This window comes from Shinella zoogloeoides (genome assembly GCF_030733845.1).
GTDB lineage: Bacteria > Pseudomonadota > Alphaproteobacteria > Rhizobiales > Rhizobiaceae > Shinella > Shinella zoogloeoides_C.
This window is the reverse complement of sequence record NZ_CP132311.1, coordinates 1,093,604-1,110,376: the sequence shown is the minus strand read 5'-3', so window position 1 is coordinate 1,110,376 and position 16,773 is coordinate 1,093,604. Positions and strand designations below refer to the sequence as shown.

Sequence of the window (16,773 nt, the reverse complement as noted above, 5' to 3'; positions counted from 1 at the left end):
CTGACCTCCCAGCGCGCGGACGCCTTCCGCCGCGCCCCACCTGACGGCGTTTCATGACGAGCAAAGCCACTCCAGCCCTCAAAGACGCCCAACCGGCCGTTTCGCCCATCATGGCGCGCATCGCGCATGTCATGGCCAATCTCGGCATCGCCCCGCTGCCGCGCAATTACGAACTGCTGTTCGAGGCGCTGAACGGCAATGCGGGCGTTGCGCGCGAGATCGCGGCCCTCGGCAAGACGCCGGACCAGGCTTCCCTCGATGCGATCGCGCTGCGCCATTCGCTGCCGAGCCACAATGTGCTCGCCGCCGGGCAGGCCGCGGGAGAAGCCGTACTTCTGCTGACGGAAATCTCCAGGGCGGCGGAGGAGAACCATCGCCAGCGCGCCGCCGCCGTGCAGGAGCTGGAGGAGATCGCCGCCCGTATGGACAGGAACCCGGTGCTCGGCCTTTCCGATTTCGCCAGCGATACGGTCCGTCTCCTTTCCCTCGTGCGCGATATCCTCGGGAGCGACCGGGCGACATCCGCAAGGATCGACGACCTCCAGGCGCATCTCGACGGTCTGCGTTCCGGCCTGTCGGTGACCCGCGAGGCGCTGACCCACGACCCGGTGACGGGCCTTGCCAACCATGCCGCGCTGCTCGGCCGCCTCAAGACCTTCTTCAAGCAGGAGGCGAGCGGGGGCACGACCGCCCTTCTCCTCTTCCGCGTCGAGCAACTCAAGGCATTTGCCGAAACCCATCCGGCAGGCGCCGCACAAAAGACGCTGAAGCGGCTCGCCGCCATCTTCCGCCGCTCGGTGAAGAAAGCGGATTTCGTCGCCCGCACCGGCCCGGATCTCTTCTGCCTGCTGCTTTGCGACGTCGACCGCGAGATCGCCGTCACCATTGCCCGGCGCATCGCGGCCCGCGTCGCGGAAAAGCCATTCCCCTTCCTGGACCGCGAGCTTCCCGCCGGATTCCTGACGCTGACCGCCGGCATCTCCATGAGCGATTCGGCCCAGTCGCCCACGATGTTCTACGAACATGCCGACCAGGCGCTCGCCTATGCGGCGGAGACCAGCATTGCGCTGCGCATCTATTCGGCGGAGGTCTCCGAGCGGGCGGGACGCACCTATCGCGCAGGCGGGGCGGGCTGAACCGGCCTGCCGCCTCTTGCTTTAAGCTGTCACCCCGCCCTATAGACCCGGCATGATCACGATTTCCGGCCTCACCGCCCGCGTTGCCGGGCGTCTCCTCATCGACAACGCTTCGCTCTCGCTGCCGAGCGGCGTGAAGGTGGGTCTCGTCGGCCGCAACGGCACCGGCAAGTCCACGCTGTTTCGCGTCATCACAGGCCAGCTTGCCTCTGAAGCCGGCAGCATTTCACTGCCGAAGAACGCGCGCATCGGCCAGGTGGCGCAGGAAGCGCCGGGCACGGACGAATCGCTGATCGAGATCGTGCTTGCCGCCGACAAGGAGCGCGCCGCCCTGCTCAAGGAAGCGGAAACGGCAAGCGACCCGCACCGGATCGCGGAAATCCAGACGCGCCTCACCGATATCGGCGCCCATTCGGCAGAAGCGCGCGCGGCCAGCATCCTTGCCGGCCTCGGCTTCGACCATGAGGCCCAGCAACGCCCGGCGAAGAGCTTCTCGGGCGGCTGGCGCATGCGCGTGGCGCTCGCCTCCGTGCTCTTCTCCGAGCCGGACCTGCTGCTGCTCGACGAGCCGACCAACTATCTCGACCTCGAAGGCACGCTGTGGCTGGAGGACTATGTCCGGCGTTACCCGCATACGGTCATCATCATCAGCCACGACCGCGACCTCCTGAACACCGCCGTCAACGCCATCGTGCATCTCGATCAGCAGAAGCTCACCTTCTATCGCGGCTCCTACGACCAGTTCGAGCGCCAGAAGGCCGAAGCCGACGAATTGCAGATGAAGGCGAAGGCCAAGAACGAGGCCGCGCGAAAGCACCTGCAGAGCTTCATCGACCGTTTCAAGGCCAAGGCCACCAAGGCCAAGCAGGCGCAGAGCCGCGTCAAGGCGCTGGAGCGCATGGGCACGGTCGCCGCCGTCGTCGAGACGCATGTGCAGCCGATCACCTTCCCGGAGCCGGAAAAGCAGCCCGCCTCGCCCATCGTCGCGATCGAGGGCGGCGCGGTCGGCTACACGCCGGGACAGCCGATCCTCAAGCAGATCAACCTCAGGATCGACAATGACGACCGCATCGCCCTGCTCGGCTCGAACGGCAACGGCAAGTCGACCTTCGCCAAATTCATCTCCGGCCGGCTGGAGGCCGAATCCGGCACGGTCAAGCGCGCGCCGGGGCTGAAGATCGGCTTCTTCGCCCAGCACCAGCTCGATGACCTCATTCCCGACCAGTCGCCCGTCGAGCATGTGCGCCGGCTGATGCCGGAAGCGCCGGAGGCCAAGGTGCGCGCCCGCGTGGCGCAGATGGGACTTGCGACGGAGAAGATGGCGACGGCCGCCAAGGATCTTTCCGGCGGCGAGAAGGCACGCCTTTTGATGGGCCTTGCCGCCTTCGACGCGCCGAACCTGCTCATCCTCGACGAGCCGACCAACCATCTCGATATCGACAGCCGCCGCGCGCTGATCGAGGCGCTGAACGATTATGACGGTGCCGTCATCCTGATCTCGCACGACCGCCATCTCATCGAGGCCACCGTCGACCGGCTCTGGCTTGTCAACAACGGCACGGTCAAGACCTTCGACGGCGACATGGAGGAATATCGCGGCCTCATCGTCCAGTCCGGCAAGAAGGACGACAAGGACAAGCCGGCCTCCGCCGGCGGCGAGGCCAACAAGGCGGAACTGCGCAAGGCCAATGCCGACCGCCGTGCCCAATACGCACCGCTGCGCAAAAAGATCAACGAAATCGAATCGCTGACGGCGAAACTGCACAAGCAGATTCAGCTTCTTGACGCGGAACTTGCGGACCCTGTCCTCTACGAGAAGAACCCGGCAAAGGCCGCCGAGAAGGCAAAACTGCGCGCGACGGCCGTCGACAAGCTCAACGAGGCCGAGGAACAGTGGCTGGAGCTTTCGGCCGAGTACGAAGACGCGATGGCCGGCTGACCGGCCATCCGCACGCTCCAGAAAAGCAAAAAAAACAGGCAGATAGCGGGAATCGCCTTCTAAGACGAAAGTCGTAGAGGGCCCGTTGCCCCTTCTTTCCTTCCCGGCTTGAAACCCCTTCCCCATCATGGTTATCTCGCGCCTGATGACACGAGAGCGGGGGAAATCCGCCGTTCGCCATTGGGAGGAAACTATGGATCGTCGATCATTCATCAAGAAAGCCGGTGTGGCCGGCGTCGGCGGTGCGGCCGCCACGGTGCTTGCCGCCCCGGCGCTCGCGCAGAGCAATCCGAAGATCAACTGGCGTCTTGCCTCGTCGTTCCCCAAATCGCTCGATACGATCTATGGCGGCGCGGAAGTGCTTTCGAAATACGTGTCCGAAGCAACGGACGGTAATTTCCAGATCCAGGTCTTCGCGGCCGGTGAAATCGTTCCGGGCCTTCAGGCCGCCGATGCGGCATCCGCCGGCACGGTGGAGGCCGCCCATACGGTTTCCTACTACTACTGGGGCAAGGACCCGGTCTGGGCGCTCGGCGCGGCCGTGCCCTTCGCGCTCAACGCGCGCGGCATGAACGCCTGGCAGTACCATGGCGGCGGCATCGACCTCTTCAACGAATTCCTCGCCACCCAGGGCCTCGTCGGCTTCCCCGGCGGCAATACCGGCGTGCAGATGGGCGGCTGGTTCCGCAAGGAAATCAAGACCGTCGCCGACATGAAGGGCCTGAAGATGCGCATCGGCGGCTTTGCCGGCAAGGTCGTCGAAAAGCTCGGCGTCGTGCCGCAGCAGATCGCCGGCGGCGACATCTATCCCTCGCTCGAAAAGGGCACGATCGACGCCGCCGAATGGGTCGGCCCCTATGACGACGAGAAGCTCGGCTTCTACAAGGTCGCGCCCTACTACTACTATCCCGGCTGGTGGGAAGGCGGCCCGACGGTGCATGCCATGTTCAACAAGGCGGCCTTCGACGGCCTGCCGAAGGCCTACCAGTCGCTGCTGCGCACCGCCTGCCAGGCGACCGACGCGAACATGCTGCAGAAGTACGACTACCTGAACCCCTCCGCCATCAAGCGCCTCGTCGCCGCCGGCGCGAAGCTGAGCCCGTTCAGCCAGGAAATCCTGTCGGCCTGCTTCGACGCTTCCAACGAGGTCTATGCCGAGATGGAAGCCTCGAACCCGACCTTCAAGAAGATCTGGGACTCGATCAAGGCGTTCCGCGGCGAGTATTACCTCAACGCCCAGATCGCCGAATACAACTACGATACGTTCATGATGATCCAGCAGCGCGGCAACAAGCTGTAATCACTGACGCAAGCGCGAACAAGGAACCCCGGAGCAGCGATGCTCCGGGGTTTTTGTTTGCTTGTGCCGTTATCGTTCTGGAATGCCCCTCATCTCAACAAGCAAGGGCCGGCTTGCGCCGGCCCTTTCACAGCGGTTCCTCGGTCCCTCAGTTGAAGGACGGCGGGCTCGACAGGTCCGTGGCGGGCTTCTGCTCGGTGCCTTGCTGGCCGCCTTCGGCCGGCTTCTCCTCGCCGCCGCCTTCCAGCGGATTGCCGGCGGGAAGCTGCAGGCCGCCCGGCAGACCGAGGCCGCCGCCATTGTCCGGCAGGGTCAGGCCGGGCAAGCCGCCCTGGCCGCCACCGAAGCCGGGAACCTCGATCTTGATTGTCGCCGGATCGACGCCGCTGCCCTCGCCCTTGTAGTGCATGACCATGCCCGGGAAGAGGATGGTCAGCGCCACCATGACGATCTGGATGCCGACGAAGGGCACGGCCCCCCAATAGATCTGCCCCGTCGTCACCGGCTGCGTCACCTTGCCGGTCACCTTGTCGAGATAGGGCACCTTGGCGGCGACCGAGCGCAGGTAGAACAGCGCGAAGCCGAAGGGCGGGTGCATGAAGCTCGTCTGCATGTTGATGCCGAGCAGCACGCCGAACCAGATGAGGTCGATGCCGAGCTTGTCGGCGGCGGGCGCCAGCAATGGCACGATGATGAAGGCAAGCTCGAAGAAATCGAGGAAGAACGCCAGGAAGAAGACCAGCAGGTTCACCGCGATCAGGAAGCCCGTCTCGCCACCCGGCAGGGAGACGAGCAGGTGCTCGACCCACAGATGCCCGTTCACGCCATAGAAGGTGAGCGAGAAGACGCGGGCGCCGATGAGGATGAACAGCACGAAAGCCGAAAGTCGCGTGGTGGCGGTGAGCGCCGAGCGCACCACTTCCATGCTGAGCCGGCCCTTAGCCGCCGCCATGGCGAGCGCGCCGACCGCGCCCATGGCGCCGCCTTCCGTCGGCGTCGCGATGCCGAGGAAGATCGTGCCGAGCACGAGGAAGATCAGCGCCAGCGGCGGGATCAGCACGATGATGACCTGCTGGGCCAGCCGCGACATCATGTTGATGTTGAACGCCTTGTCGGCGAGCGCCACGACATAGATGAAGATGACGCCGACGGTCGCGCCGAGGATATCGGCATTCTCGCCATGCGTCGGATAGAGATAGACATGGGCCGCATAGGCAAAGCCGGCGGCGACGACCAGCGCGATGGCAAGCGACGTGACGCCGGAGCCGAGCGAACGCGCCTCCAGCGGCAGAGCCGGCATGGAATCCCGCTTCAGGAAGGTCATGAGCAGGATGTAACCCATATAGAGCCCGGTCAGCACGAGGCCGGGAATGAGGGCGCCGGCATACATGTCGCCGACCGAGCGGCCGAGCTGGTCGGCAAGGACGATCAGCACGAGCGACGGCGGGATGATCTGGGCAAGCGTGCCCGAGGCCGCGATGACGCCGGAGGCGATCGACCGGTCATAGCCGTAGCGCAGCATGATCGGCAGCGAGATCAGGCCCATGGCGATGACCGACGCGGCGACGACGCCGGTCGTTGCCGCCAGCAGCGCGCCGACGAAGATGACCGCATAGGCAAGGCCGCCGCGGATCGGCCCGAAGAGCTGGCCGATCGTATCGAGCAGGTCCTCGGCCATGCCGGATTTCTCCAGCACGATCCCCATGAAGGTGAAGAAGGGAATGGCGAGCAGCGTGTCGTTCGACATTACCCCCCACAACCGTTCCGGCATGGCATTGAGCAGCGGCCAGGAAAGATTGATCGAATCGGACAGCGGCGCAAGTTCCACGCCGATGATGAAGAAGAGCAGACCGTTCGCCGCGAGCGAGAACGCCACCGGATAGCCGAGCAGCAGGAACACGATCAGCGACATGAACATGATCGGCGCGAGGTTTTCCGCGATGAACTCGATCATGCGCCCTTCTCCTCGGCAATGGCCGTGTCGAGCGGGGCGTGGGTCGGAACATAAGGCGCCGGGTCGTCCATGTCCCCGCGCATGATGGCGATCTTCTTGATGATCTCCGAGACGCCCTGGAAGGCGAGAAGAATGAAGCCGGCGAGCAGGATGGCCTTGGCCGGCCAGACGATCAGGCCGCCGGCGCTGGAGGAGCCTTCACCCGAGCGGTAGGACATCGCGACATAGGGCACGAGGAAATACACCATCAGCAGCACGAAGGGCATCAGGAACAGGCAATGGCCGAGAAGGTCGATCCAGTGCTGCGCCCGGCGTGAAAACTTGCCGTAGACGACGTCGATCCGGATGTGCTCGTTCTGCGCCAGCGTATAGGCGGCGGCGAGCATGAAGGCACCGCCGAACAGATACCATTGCGCCTCAAGCCAGGCATTGGACGATGTGTTGAAAACCTTTCGAACGACGGCGTTTCCGGCACTGACGAGCACGGCAACGAGGATAAGCCAGCCAACGGCCTTCCCGATATTTTCCGTGACAGCGTCGATGAGCCGGCTGAAAACCAGCAGCGTCTTCATGAGAACTCCTCCCCGCATGGCGTGTTATTGCTTTGGTGCCAAGCACAGCCAAAGTGCCGATTTCAAGTCTCGTTTCAAGTCCGCAGCCGGGTTTTCCCGGCTTCAGCGGCCGTATTAGACGAAAGGCGGATACGGCTTTCGCCCCGTTGCACAAACGATAGGCAAATGCGGGCGCGGGGCGGCCTTGCTCCGGCCGAGGGTTCTGCTACAACAACGCCAAATCATCATACAAATGAGGGCGGAGCCATGTCCCCGATCAATCTCGCAATCGTCGGCGTCGGCAAGATCGTGCGCGACCAGCATCTTCCGGCCGTCGCTGACAACAGCGACTACAGGCTGATCGCCGCGGCCAGCCGCCACGGCACGGTCGACGGCATCGACAATTTCAAGACGATCGACGACATGCTCGCGGCCGTCCCTGCCATCGACGCCGTCTCGCTCTGCATGCCGCCGCAATACCGCTACGAGGCGGCCGAAAAGGCGCTTTCGGCAGGAAAGCACGTCTTCCTCGAAAAGCCGCCGGGCGCAACGCTCTCCGAAGTCGCCGACCTCGAAGCGCTCGCCGCATCGAAGGGCCTTTCGCTCTTTGCAAGCTGGCACTCGCGCTATGCGCCGGCCGTCGAGGCCGCAAAGACCTTCCTCGCGGGAACGACGATCCGCTCCATGCGGGTGATCTGGAAGGAGGACGTGCGCCACTGGCATCCGAACCAGGAATGGATATGGCAGGCCGGCGGCCTCGGCGTGTTCGATCCGGGCATCAACGCGCTGTCCATCGTCACCCACATCCTGCCGCGCCCGGCCTTCATCACCGCCGCCACGCTGGAATTCCCGGAAAACCGCGACGCGCCCATTGCCGCGTCGATGACCTTCTCCGACGCGAAGGGCCTCGACCTTTCCGCCGAATTCGACTGGCGCCAGACCGGCAAGCAGAGCTGGGACATCGTGGCGCAAACAGAGGCCGGCGAAATGGTGCTGTCTGAGGGCGGCGCGAAGCTCTCCATCGACGGCAAGCTGGTGCACGAGGAGCCGGAGCAGGAATATCCGATGCTCTACAAGCGCTTCGCCGAGATCGTGAAAGCCGGAAAGTCCGACGTCGACCTCGCGCCGCTGCGCCACGTCGCCGACGCCTTCATGCTGGGACGACGCAAGTTCGTCGAAGCGTTTCACGATTGAGGACAAGGGTTGAATGTTGGAAGCCTCATGGCGGCTCTCAACATTCAACCCGCCCGAGCATAAAAAGAACCTTCAGCGATCCGGAGCACAGTGCACTTCCGGTACGCAGTACCGGAAGCACGAGAAAGCGCCATTTGCACGCCAGCAACGACTGAATGTCGATTGGTCCTAGCCATGGAGTGCTGAAAGCGCTATCGAAGTGCTGTCGAAAAAGGCCGGGGCGGTTCCGGTAAGCCCGTCCCCTTCCATATGGAAGCTCTGCTCCACGCTAACGCGTGAGAACCCACGACGTGAAACCCTGGCAATGATGCTAGGGTGCTCGCGTCTGTGTAGCCTTACCACACCGGCGCTAGCCTCCTTGGAGGAAAATGATGCGCCTTGATCACCTTGACCTTCACGTACCGAATGTTTTGGAAACGCGGGATTTCTTCGCTACACATTTCAACTTGGTGCCGACGGAAACCCGCGGCAGCGGTCTAGCCATTCTCCGCGACGACGCCGGCCTGGAGTTGGTTATCAGCAGACCGGTTGCGAAATTCGGCGGCGCCGATACACCAACCGCCGGTCGAAACACCTACCACGTGGGATTTACTCTAAACGCACGTGCGGATGTCGATCGCCTCCATACCGCCCTCACGACTGCGGGGACGGAAATCTGGATGCCGCCGCGTGAAATGCGCGGAATGTGGCTGTTTTACTGCTTTGCCCCCGGACGGATATTGGTCGAGGTTCGTGCGCCCTAAGAACGCGGTTGGAGGCCGCATTCTCGTCGCCCCGCTATGGCTCGCTCGATGTCAAGCCTTCTTCGTCCAGCGCCCGTCGCCGTTCTGCTGCCAGTAGGTCAGCTGGTGCCCCTCGCCCTTCAGGCGCTTCCAGTGCTCGCGGGCGGTTTCCACTTCCGCCTGGTCGTAGCCGTCGAACATGAAGATGACGCGGTCATAGGCGTCGAGCGGCGGCGGTTCGGCGCCGGCGACGAGAAAGCGCACGGTGGCGGCGTTCTGGTTGTCCGGCGTCGCCGTCAGCAGGACGGGCTGGTCGGCGGGGAAAGCTTGCTCGTCCGTGCCGTGCGGCAGGAAGCTGTCCTCGCGGAAGGTCCACAGATGGGTGTCGAGCGCATCGCGGCGCTCGGCATCGCCGGCCTGTACGACGACGCGCCAGCCGCGCTCAAGGCTCTTGTCGATGAGCGGCGGCAGCGCGTCCTCCAGCTTGGATTCCGTCAGGTGATAGAAGAGGACCTCGCTCACCCCGCCCTCACCCCTCGTAGTTCGCACGCACAAGCTCGTCGAGCAGGCGCACGCCGAAGCCGGAGCCCCAGGACTGGTTGATCTCGTCGGTCGGCGAGCCCATGGCGGTGCCGGCGATGTCGAGATGCGCCCAAGGCGTATCCTTGACGAAGCGCTGGAGGAACTGCGCGGCGGTGATCGAGCCGGCATAGCGCCCGCCGGTGTTCTTCATGTCGGCGAACTTGCTGTCGATCATCTTGTCGTATTCGCGGCCGAGCGGAAGGCGCCACAGGCGCTCATGGGTGGCAAGGCCGGCGGCGGTGAGACGCGCGGAAAGCGTATCGTCGTTGGAGAAGAGACCGGCATGATGGCTGCCGAGCGCCACCATGACCGCACCGGTCAACGTAGCGAGGTTGACCATGAACTGCGGCTTGAAGGTCTCGTTGCAATACCAGAGCGCATCGCAGAGCACGAGGCGGCCCTCGGCATCCGTGTTGATGACCTCGATCGTCTGGCCGGACATGGACTTGACGATGTCGCCGGGGCGCTGGGCGTTGCCGTCGGGCATGTTTTCCACAAGGCCGAGGATGCCGACGACATTGGCCTTCGCCTTGCGCGAAGCGAGCGTGTGCATCAGGCCGATGACGGCGGCGGCGCCGCCCATGTCGCCCTTCATGTCCTCCATGCCGGCGGCCGGCTTGATGGAAATGCCGCCGGTATCGAAGACGACGCCCTTGCCGATGAAGGCGATCGGCCGGTCCTTCTCCTTGCCGCCCTTCCAGTGCATGACAGCAAGGCGCGGCGGGCGCACGGAGCCCTGCGCGACGCCGAGCAGCGCCGCCATGCCGAGCTTCTTCATCTCGCGCTCGGTGAGGATATCCACCTCGACGCCGAGCTTTTCGAGCGCCTTGGCCTTGTCGGCGAATTCGACGGGGCCGAGCACGTTGGCCGGCTCGTTGACGAGATTGCGGGCGAGAATCACGCCTTCGGCCACCGCGTCGGACACCTCGTTCGCCTTCTTGGCGGCGCTGGCGACGGCGGTGACGATCGTCACCTTCACGCTTTTGCCGCTCTTCGCCTCGTCGTCCTCGCCCTTTTTCGTCTTGTAGGTATCGAAGCTGTAGGCGCCGAGCTGCATGCCGAGCGCGAAGTCGGCGGCGTTCCTCGCCGTGACGGTGACGTCAGGCGCATCGAGATAGACCGTCACCTTCTCGGCGCGGCCGGCCTTGGCCGCGGCGGCGCCGCCGGCCTTCAGCCAGTCGTGGGCAGTCAGCTTCTCCGCTTCGCCGAGGCCGAGCACCAGGATGTGGTCGACCGGCGCGCCGTGCGGCGCCAGAACCTCGAGCTTTTTCAGCGCCTTGCCGGTGAATTTCGCAACGCCCGCGGCACGGCCCACGACACCTTCCGGATCGACCTCGCCAAGCCCTGCCGCCTGCCCGCCGGCACTCTGGAGGAGGATCGCAAGACCGCCGGATGCGCGCGCCGTCTTTGCGAAACCGATGTCGAATTTGGAAGCCATGATTTACTCCGCATGTGGGCCTTGCGGCCGGTCGTTCGGCCGGAAAGGCCGCCGTTCGCCCCAATTCCTTGTCGCTTTTGCGGCGCTTGGCAAGATGCGCCGGCTTGTTTACAGAACGTTAGCCATGCTTGTTCGCGATAAATTTTCCATCCGGGCGGAGACTCTCCGCTATGGCGTCAGCCTCAAGAAAGCTTATATGCCCATTGCAGTTCCGTTGATGGGCGTCGTGGACGCGGGGCGAGAACCGCTGGTCGGACGTGCGGACTGAAAAATGAAACTGATCGAGCGCTATATCCTGCGGCGGGCGTCGCTCATGTTCATCGCCACGCTTTTGCCCCTGCTGGGCATCGTCTGGGTGACGCAGGCGCTCAGCAGCATCAACCTCGTCACCGACAGCGGCCAGTCGATCTTCGCCTTCCTGAAGCTCGCCACGCTGATCCTGCCCTCCGTCATCCCGATCATCCTGCCCTTCGCGCTCGTCATAGGCGTGTCGCAGACGCTGACCGTCATGAATGCCGATTCGGAGCTGACGGTGCTGAATTCGGCGGGCAGCTCGCGCACGACGATCATCCGGCCGATCATGATTCTCGCCGTGGCGATGAGCCTCGTCTCCTTCGCCGTCGACAATTTCGTAGAACCCTATTCCCGCATGGCCGTGCGCAAGATGATTGCGACGGCCCATGCCGACATGCTCTCCTCCGTCGTGCAGGAAAACACCTTCCGCAAGATCACAGACGGGCTCTACGTTCAGGTGGCGGAACGGCGCAACAACGGCGTACTGCATGGCCTCTTCGTCGCCGACACGCGCGATCCGCGCTTCGAGATGGTGTACTATGCCCGCGAGGGCGCGGTGGACGAAAACTCCTCGGCGCTGGTGATGAAGGACGGCGAGGTGCATCGCAAGCTGCCTGACGGCAACGTCTCCATCATCAAGTTCGCATCCTACGCCTTCGACCTCGCCGACCTCACCCAGAGCACCGGCACGTCGAACATCCGCGCCAAGGACCGCGACCTGCCCTATCTCTTCAGTCCGGATCCGGAAGACCCGCAATACAAGAACAATTCGGGATCCTTCACCGCCGAGCTGCACCGCCGCTTCAGCGAATGGCTGTTCCCGATGGTCTTCGGCCTGATCGCCCTCGTCGTCAGCGCCGATGCGCGCTCGCACCGCGAGGCGCGCATGCATCCGATGATCACGGCGCTGCTGACGGCGCTCTTCGTGCGCTGGGCGAGCTTCTATGCCTCGAACAATGCGGAAGAATCCCTCTATTTCATACCGATCATGTATCTCATCCCGATCGTCACGGCAGCGCTCGCCATCCGCTATCTCGCGCGCAACAAGAGCCTTGAGATTCCGGCAACGCTCGGCGACCGCGTCACGGAACTGCGCGACCGGCTGCTGTCGCGCTTCATAAAGACGGGCTCGACCCCGGCCGGCGGGAGCGGCAAACCATGATCCGCACGCTCGGCCTCTATTTCTTCCGCCGCTACATCGTCACGACGATCTGGTTCCTGCTCGGCATCTTCTCGCTGATCTTCATCATCGACTTCTCCGAGATGTCGAATCGCGTGGGTGCGCTGCCGGGCTATACGCTGTCGACCGGCCTCATGGTGACGGCGCTGCGCATTCCCACGATCCTGATGCAGACAGTGCCCTTCGTCGCGCTCTTTGCCGGCATGGCCGCCCTCATCTCGCTCAACCGGCGCTACGAGCTGGTCGTGACGCGCGCCGCCGGCATTTCCGTCTGGCAGTTCCTGCGCCCCTTCGTCATCGGCGCATTCCTGTTCGGCGTCATCGCCGTGCTGACGCTCAATCCGCTCGCGGCCTGGGGCAGCAAGAAGGCGCAGGAGGTCGAGGCCTCCTGGGGGGCGACCAACGCGGCGCGCGGCGAAAACGCCGTTCCGTGGCTTCGCCAGATCTATGGAAAGGACGAGGCGATCATCGGCGCGAAGGCCGTTCTGGACAATGGAACGCGGCTGCTCAACGTCTCCGTCATCCACTTCGACGACGACAGCCGCATCGTGCTTCGGCAGGACGCCGACTCGGCCACTTTGGAAGATGGTTACTGGCTTCTTAAGAACGTGCACGAGACTCGCAGCGGCGAACTGCCCGTCCGTCTCGATGAGGTACAGCTTCGTACCAACCTGAAACGGGAATTCGTTCAGGAAAGCCTGGAAAAGCCTGAAAGCATTGCCTTTTTCGAGCTCGGACGGAAGATCGAGGCGGCCAAATCCTTCGGTTTCCCGACGAATGCCATGGAAACGCAGTTTCACTCCATGCTTTCGCTGCCGCTGCTCCTGGTTGCGATGACGCTGATCGCCGCCTGTGTATCGTTAAAATTTAGCCGGTTTAATCAATCGCGTGCGGTGATTCTGGGTGGAATCCTTTCAGGCTTCATGCTTTATGTCGTCACCGTGCTTGTGAAGGCATTCGGAAGCAGCGGTGTTGTTCCTCCGTTCGTTGCGGCCTGGCTCCCAGTGGTCGTCGCAATGTCCTTGGGTGCGACGATTCTTCTGCATCAGGAGGACGGCTAGTGGCGGCAGGCGACCGCAAAACGAATCGGTGGTTAAAAGCCGCCCTGCTTGCAGGTGCGGCCATGTGCGCCCTCATGCCCGCTTCCGCTGTTCCCGTTTATGCACAGATGTCGGACATCCAGACGATGGAGCCGAACATCCCGGACGACAGCAAGCTGCTGCTCGCCGCGAACGAACTCGTCTATAACCAGGACAATGACACGGTCATCGCGCGTGGTGCCGTGCAGATCAATTATGCCGGCTACAAGCTGGTTGCCCGTGAGGTCGAGTACGACCAGACGACGGGCCGGGTGAAGGCGCGCGGCAATATCGAGCTGATCGAGCCGACCGGCAACCGCGTCTACGGCGACGAGATGGACCTGTCGGACGATTTCGCCAACGGTTTCATCAACGCCCTGCGCATCGAGACCACAGACCTCACCAAGCTGGCGGCGACCAGCGGCGAGCGCGTCAACGGCGAGGAGATGATCCTCAACCACGCCGTCTATACCGCCTGCACGCCCTGCGCCACGGACCCGACCCATCGCGGGCTGTGGGAGGTGAAGGCCGAGCGCGTCGTGCAGAACGGCCGCACCAAGACCATCCGCCTCGAGCGCGCGCGCTTCGAGATGTTCGGCAGGCCGATCGCCTATATTCCGGTGCTCGAAGTTCCCGACCATACCGTCAAGCGCAAGACCGGCTTCCTCTTCCCGCAGTTCCGCTATGCCCAGAAGCTCGGCTTCGGCGTGACGACGCCCTACTACATCGCGATCGCGCCGGACATGGATGCGACGCTGTCGCCCACGGTCCTGACCAACCAGGGCTTCCTCATGGAAGCCGAATTCCGCAAGCAGTTCCACAACGGCCAGATCACGCTGCGCGCCGCCGGCATCAGCCAGATGAACGCCGACCAGTTCACGCCGAACACGAGCGACTGGGAAGAAGACGGTCTGCGCGGCATGGTCGCCTCCACCGGCCACTTCCAGATCAATCCGCGCTGGACGTTCGGCTGGAACGTGATGGCGCAGACCGACAACAACTTCTCGCGCACCTATGAAATCAACGGCTTCAAGGGCGACACGTTCGTCAACGAGGGATACCTGTCGGGCCTCGGCCGCCGCAACAGCTTCGACCTGCGCGCGTTCTATTTCGACGTGCAGGACGCCGACCCGCTGGATCAGGCAGAGCGCAAGCAGGCGATCGCCCAGACGCTCGACCACGAATATATCGTGCCGCAGCCGGTCTTCGGCGGCGAGCTGAGCGTCACGACGAACCTCACCAATGTCGACCGCGACCTTACCGACAGCTACACGGTGAACGGCCGCGACCGTTTCCGCGGCCTCGAAGGCAGCGCGACGCGGCTGACCAGCGAGCTGGAGTGGAAACGCCAGCTCGTCGTGCCGGGCGGCCTCGTGCTGACGCCGCTCCTGGCGGCCCGCGGCGACATCCACCGCCTCGACATGCGCCCGCCGGGCGCCGGTTACGGCGGCACGTTCGAATCCGACGACAGCGCGACCCGCACCATGCTGACCGCAGGCCTCGAGGCGCGCTATCCCGTCCTCGTGACGACGGACTACAGCACGCACCTGTTCGAGCCGATCGCGCAGATCTATGTGCGCCCGGACGAGGACAATGCCGGCGGCCTGCCGAACGAGGATGCTCAGAGCTTCGTCTTCGACGCCACCAACCTGTTCGAACGCGACAAATTCTCGGGCTTCGACCGCATCGAGGGCGGCACGCGCGCCAATCTCGGCCTGCGCTATACCGGTACGTTCGACAATGGCGTGCTCCTGCGCAGCATCGTCGGCCAGTCCTTCCATCTCGGCGGCGTGAATTCCTTCGCCAGCCCCGACCTCGTCAATGCCGGCGCCAATTCCGGCCTTGAGACGGATGCCTCCGACTATGTCGGCATGGCGGGCATCGATCTGCCGAGCGGCATTTCGTTCTCGACCAGCGCCCGTCTCGACAAGGACGACTTCTCGCTGCGCCGCTCGGATACGTCGCTGCGCTTCGACGGCGCCCGCTTCGAGACCGAGATCACCTATACGCGCATCGCCGCGCAGCCGCTCTACGGCCTGACGGACACCGCCAGCGAAATTCAGGGCGCCGCGGCGTTCAAGTTCCACGATTACTGGTCGGTCTTCGGCTCGGTCACCTACGACATCGGCAACCACATCGTTTCGCGCAACGGCATCGGCGTATCCTATGACGACCGCGATACTGTGTTCTCGATCGTCTACGAGCAGACGCGCGACAAATCGAGCACCGCGGCGAACGACTGGTCGATCGGCGCGCGCCTGATGTTCCGCACGATCGGGGATATCCAGGTCGGCGATACGACGCTCGCCGGCTTCTGACAGGCCTGCGGGCCGCTCTTGTCATCGTTTGGCCGCATGTATTATGCACATCCGGGAGATGAATTCTCCCGGCGCCCTCCGCTTGAACGGTGCGGGGGCACGAAATGGGTTTTGGAAGAGGGACTGGCATGATGGGCAGACAATCTGTGGTGCGCTCCATGATGATGGGCGTCGCTCTGGCCGCAGCGGTAACGATCGTTGCGCCGGCAGGCAGTGCGCAGGCCGCAAGTTCGGTCGTTGCGATCGTCAACAACACCGCGATCACTTCCGGCGACGTCGAACGCCGCGTCAACTTCCTGAAGCTGCAGCGCACCAAGGGCAATCTGCGCAGCATCGCCCGCGAACAGCTCATCGACGACACGCTGAAGCGCGAGGAAATTCTGCGCGCCCGCGCATCCGTCAGCACCACGGAGGTCGATGCCGCCTATGCGCGCTTTGCGGCCTCCAACAAGATGTCGCCCGACCAGCTCGCCAAGATCCTCAACCAGGCCGGCGTCGGCTCCGAACACTTCAAGCAGTTCATCGCGCTGCAGATGAGCTGGCCGCGCGTCGTCAACGCCCGCTTCGGCCGCACGAACAACGGCAAGACGCTTGTCGAGCGCATGCAGGAGAACGGCGGCAAGAAGCCGGAAACGACGGAATACTTCCTCAAGCAGGTCATCTTCGTCGTGCCGGAAAAGCGCCGCAACGCCATCCTCGGCAAGCGCAAGGCGGAGGCGGAAGCCTCCCGCTCGAAATTCCCCGGCTGCGACCAGGCCAAGGCCTTTGCCGCGACGATGCACGACGTCTCGATCCGCGATCTCGGCCGCGTGCTGGCGCCGGAAATGCCCGAGGACTGGAAGCCGCTGATCGAGAAGGCCAAGGGCCAGACGACGGGCACGCGCGTCACCGAGCGCGGCGTCGAATATCTGGCGATCTGCAAGCAGCGCCAGGTGAACGACGACGTTGCCGCCGAAATGGTCTTCCGCGCCGAGGACCTCGCCAAGGCGAAGGGCAACGAAGGCGACGAGAACAGCAAGAAGTACATCGCCGAACTGCGCAAGAAGGCGACGATCACCGAACGCTGATTCTGGGCGCCGTGGAGAC

Annotated in this window: 13 protein-coding genes; 9 read left to right on the top strand and 4 right to left on the bottom strand. The window is 63.8% G+C overall.

Annotated elements, in window-relative coordinates; translation table 11 throughout:
• The first annotated feature begins 53 nt into the window (after positions 1-53).
• The 3 genes from Q9316_RS06430 (at position 54) to Q9316_RS06420 (ending at position 4,375) form a co-directional block, all read left to right on the top strand.
• Positions 54-1,136: a GGDEF domain-containing protein gene (locus Q9316_RS06430; protein WP_306034395.1), complete on the top strand. Its 1,083-nt coding sequence runs from the start codon at positions 54-56 to the stop codon at positions 1,134-1,136.
• A 52-nt stretch (positions 1,137-1,188) separates the two neighbouring features.
• Positions 1,189-3,075: an ABC-F family ATP-binding cassette domain-containing protein gene (locus Q9316_RS06425; protein WP_306034394.1), complete on the top strand. Its 1,887-nt coding sequence runs from the start codon at positions 1,189-1,191 to the stop codon at positions 3,073-3,075.
• A 193-nt stretch (positions 3,076-3,268) separates the two neighbouring features.
• Entirely contained in the window at positions 3,269-4,375 is a 1,107-nt protein-coding gene (locus tag Q9316_RS06420) for a TRAP transporter substrate-binding protein (protein ID WP_306034393.1), read from the top strand.
• 148 nt (positions 4,376-4,523) lie between these two features.
• Here the strand turns inward: Q9316_RS06420 and Q9316_RS06415 are convergent, their stop codons facing one another.
• Together Q9316_RS06415 and Q9316_RS06410 are read right to left on the bottom strand one after the other, a co-directional pair.
• Positions 4,524-6,329, bottom strand: a complete 1,806-nt coding sequence (locus Q9316_RS06415; protein ID WP_306034392.1) for a TRAP transporter large permease — start codon at positions 6,327-6,329, stop codon at positions 4,524-4,526.
• The gene (locus Q9316_RS06410) at positions 6,326-6,901 is read right to left on the bottom strand and encodes a TRAP transporter small permease subunit (RefSeq protein ID WP_306034391.1); all 576 of its coding nucleotides are present in this window, start codon (positions 6,899-6,901) and stop codon (positions 6,326-6,328) included. Before Q9316_RS06410 ends, Q9316_RS06415 begins: the two co-directional genes overlap by 4 nt.
• A 246-nt stretch (positions 6,902-7,147) precedes the next feature.
• On the opposite strand from Q9316_RS06410, the gene Q9316_RS06405 reads away from it, so the two are divergent.
• On the top strand, positions 7,148-8,074 hold the full coding sequence (locus Q9316_RS06405) for a Gfo/Idh/MocA family protein (RefSeq protein WP_306034390.1): 927 nt from the start codon (positions 7,148-7,150) through the stop codon (positions 8,072-8,074).
• 371 nt (positions 8,075-8,445) lie between these two features.
• Entirely contained in the window at positions 8,446-8,817 is a 372-nt protein-coding gene (locus tag Q9316_RS06400) for a VOC family protein (RefSeq protein ID WP_306035233.1), read from the top strand.
• Positions 8,818-8,868: 51 nt separating this feature from the next.
• Here the strand turns inward: Q9316_RS06400 and Q9316_RS06395 are convergent, their stop codons facing one another.
• Entirely contained in the window at positions 8,869-9,318 is a 450-nt protein-coding gene (locus Q9316_RS06395) for a DNA polymerase III subunit chi (RefSeq protein WP_306034389.1), read from the bottom strand.
• Positions 9,319-9,325: 7 nt separating this feature from the next.
• Positions 9,326-10,816, bottom strand: a complete 1,491-nt coding sequence (locus tag Q9316_RS06390) for a leucyl aminopeptidase (protein ID WP_306034388.1) — start codon at positions 10,814-10,816, stop codon at positions 9,326-9,328.
• 271 nt (positions 10,817-11,087) lie between these two features.
• Here Q9316_RS06390 and lptF point away from each other — a divergent pair, with 271 nt between their 5' ends.
• The 4 genes from lptF to Q9316_RS06370 all read left to right on the top strand — a co-directional run bounded on the left by lptF (position 11,088) and on the right by Q9316_RS06370 (position 16,754).
• A complete protein-coding gene (gene lptF / locus Q9316_RS06385; protein WP_306034387.1) occupies positions 11,088-12,272 on the top strand; it encodes an LPS export ABC transporter permease LptF in 1,185 nt (394 codons plus the stop codon).
• On the top strand, positions 12,269-13,351 hold the full coding sequence (gene lptG / locus Q9316_RS06380) for an LPS export ABC transporter permease LptG (RefSeq protein WP_306034386.1): 1,083 nt from the start codon (positions 12,269-12,271) through the stop codon (positions 13,349-13,351). The genes lptF and lptG overlap by 4 nt, the downstream gene beginning before the upstream one ends.
• A complete protein-coding gene (locus Q9316_RS06375; RefSeq protein ID WP_306034385.1) occupies positions 13,351-15,687 on the top strand; it encodes an LPS-assembly protein LptD in 2,337 nt (778 codons plus the stop codon). The genes lptG and Q9316_RS06375 overlap by 1 nt, the downstream gene beginning before the upstream one ends.
• 128 nt (positions 15,688-15,815) lie before the next feature.
• Entirely contained in the window at positions 15,816-16,754 is a 939-nt protein-coding gene (locus Q9316_RS06370; RefSeq protein WP_371877967.1) for a SurA N-terminal domain-containing protein, read from the top strand.
• The last annotated feature ends 19 nt before the right edge of the window (positions 16,755-16,773 follow it).

Coding starts and splice junctions, on each gene's coding strand:
- Q9316_RS06430 (WP_306034395.1), top strand. CDS start 54: ATGACGAGCAAAGCCACTCCAGCCCTCAAAGACGCCCAACCGGCCGTT.
- Q9316_RS06425 (WP_306034394.1), top strand. CDS start 1,189: ATGATCACGATTTCCGGCCTCACCGCCCGCGTTGCCGGGCGTCTCCTC.
- Q9316_RS06420 (WP_306034393.1), top strand. CDS start 3,269: ATGGATCGTCGATCATTCATCAAGAAAGCCGGTGTGGCCGGCGTCGGC.
- Q9316_RS06415 (WP_306034392.1), bottom strand. CDS start 6,329: ATGATCGAGTTCATCGCGGAAAACCTCGCGCCGATCATGTTCATGTCG.
- Q9316_RS06410 (WP_306034391.1), bottom strand. CDS start 6,901: ATGAAGACGCTGCTGGTTTTCAGCCGGCTCATCGACGCTGTCACGGAA.
- Q9316_RS06405 (WP_306034390.1), top strand. CDS start 7,148: ATGTCCCCGATCAATCTCGCAATCGTCGGCGTCGGCAAGATCGTGCGC.
- Q9316_RS06400 (WP_306035233.1), top strand. CDS start 8,446: ATGCGCCTTGATCACCTTGACCTTCACGTACCGAATGTTTTGGAAACG.
- Q9316_RS06390 (WP_306034388.1), bottom strand. CDS start 10,816: ATGGCTTCCAAATTCGACATCGGTTTCGCAAAGACGGCGCGCGCATCC.
- lptF (WP_306034387.1), top strand. CDS start 11,088: ATGAAACTGATCGAGCGCTATATCCTGCGGCGGGCGTCGCTCATGTTC.
- lptG (WP_306034386.1), top strand. CDS start 12,269: ATGATCCGCACGCTCGGCCTCTATTTCTTCCGCCGCTACATCGTCACG.
- Q9316_RS06370 (WP_371877967.1), top strand. CDS start 15,816: ATGATGGGCAGACAATCTGTGGTGCGCTCCATGATGATGGGCGTCGCT.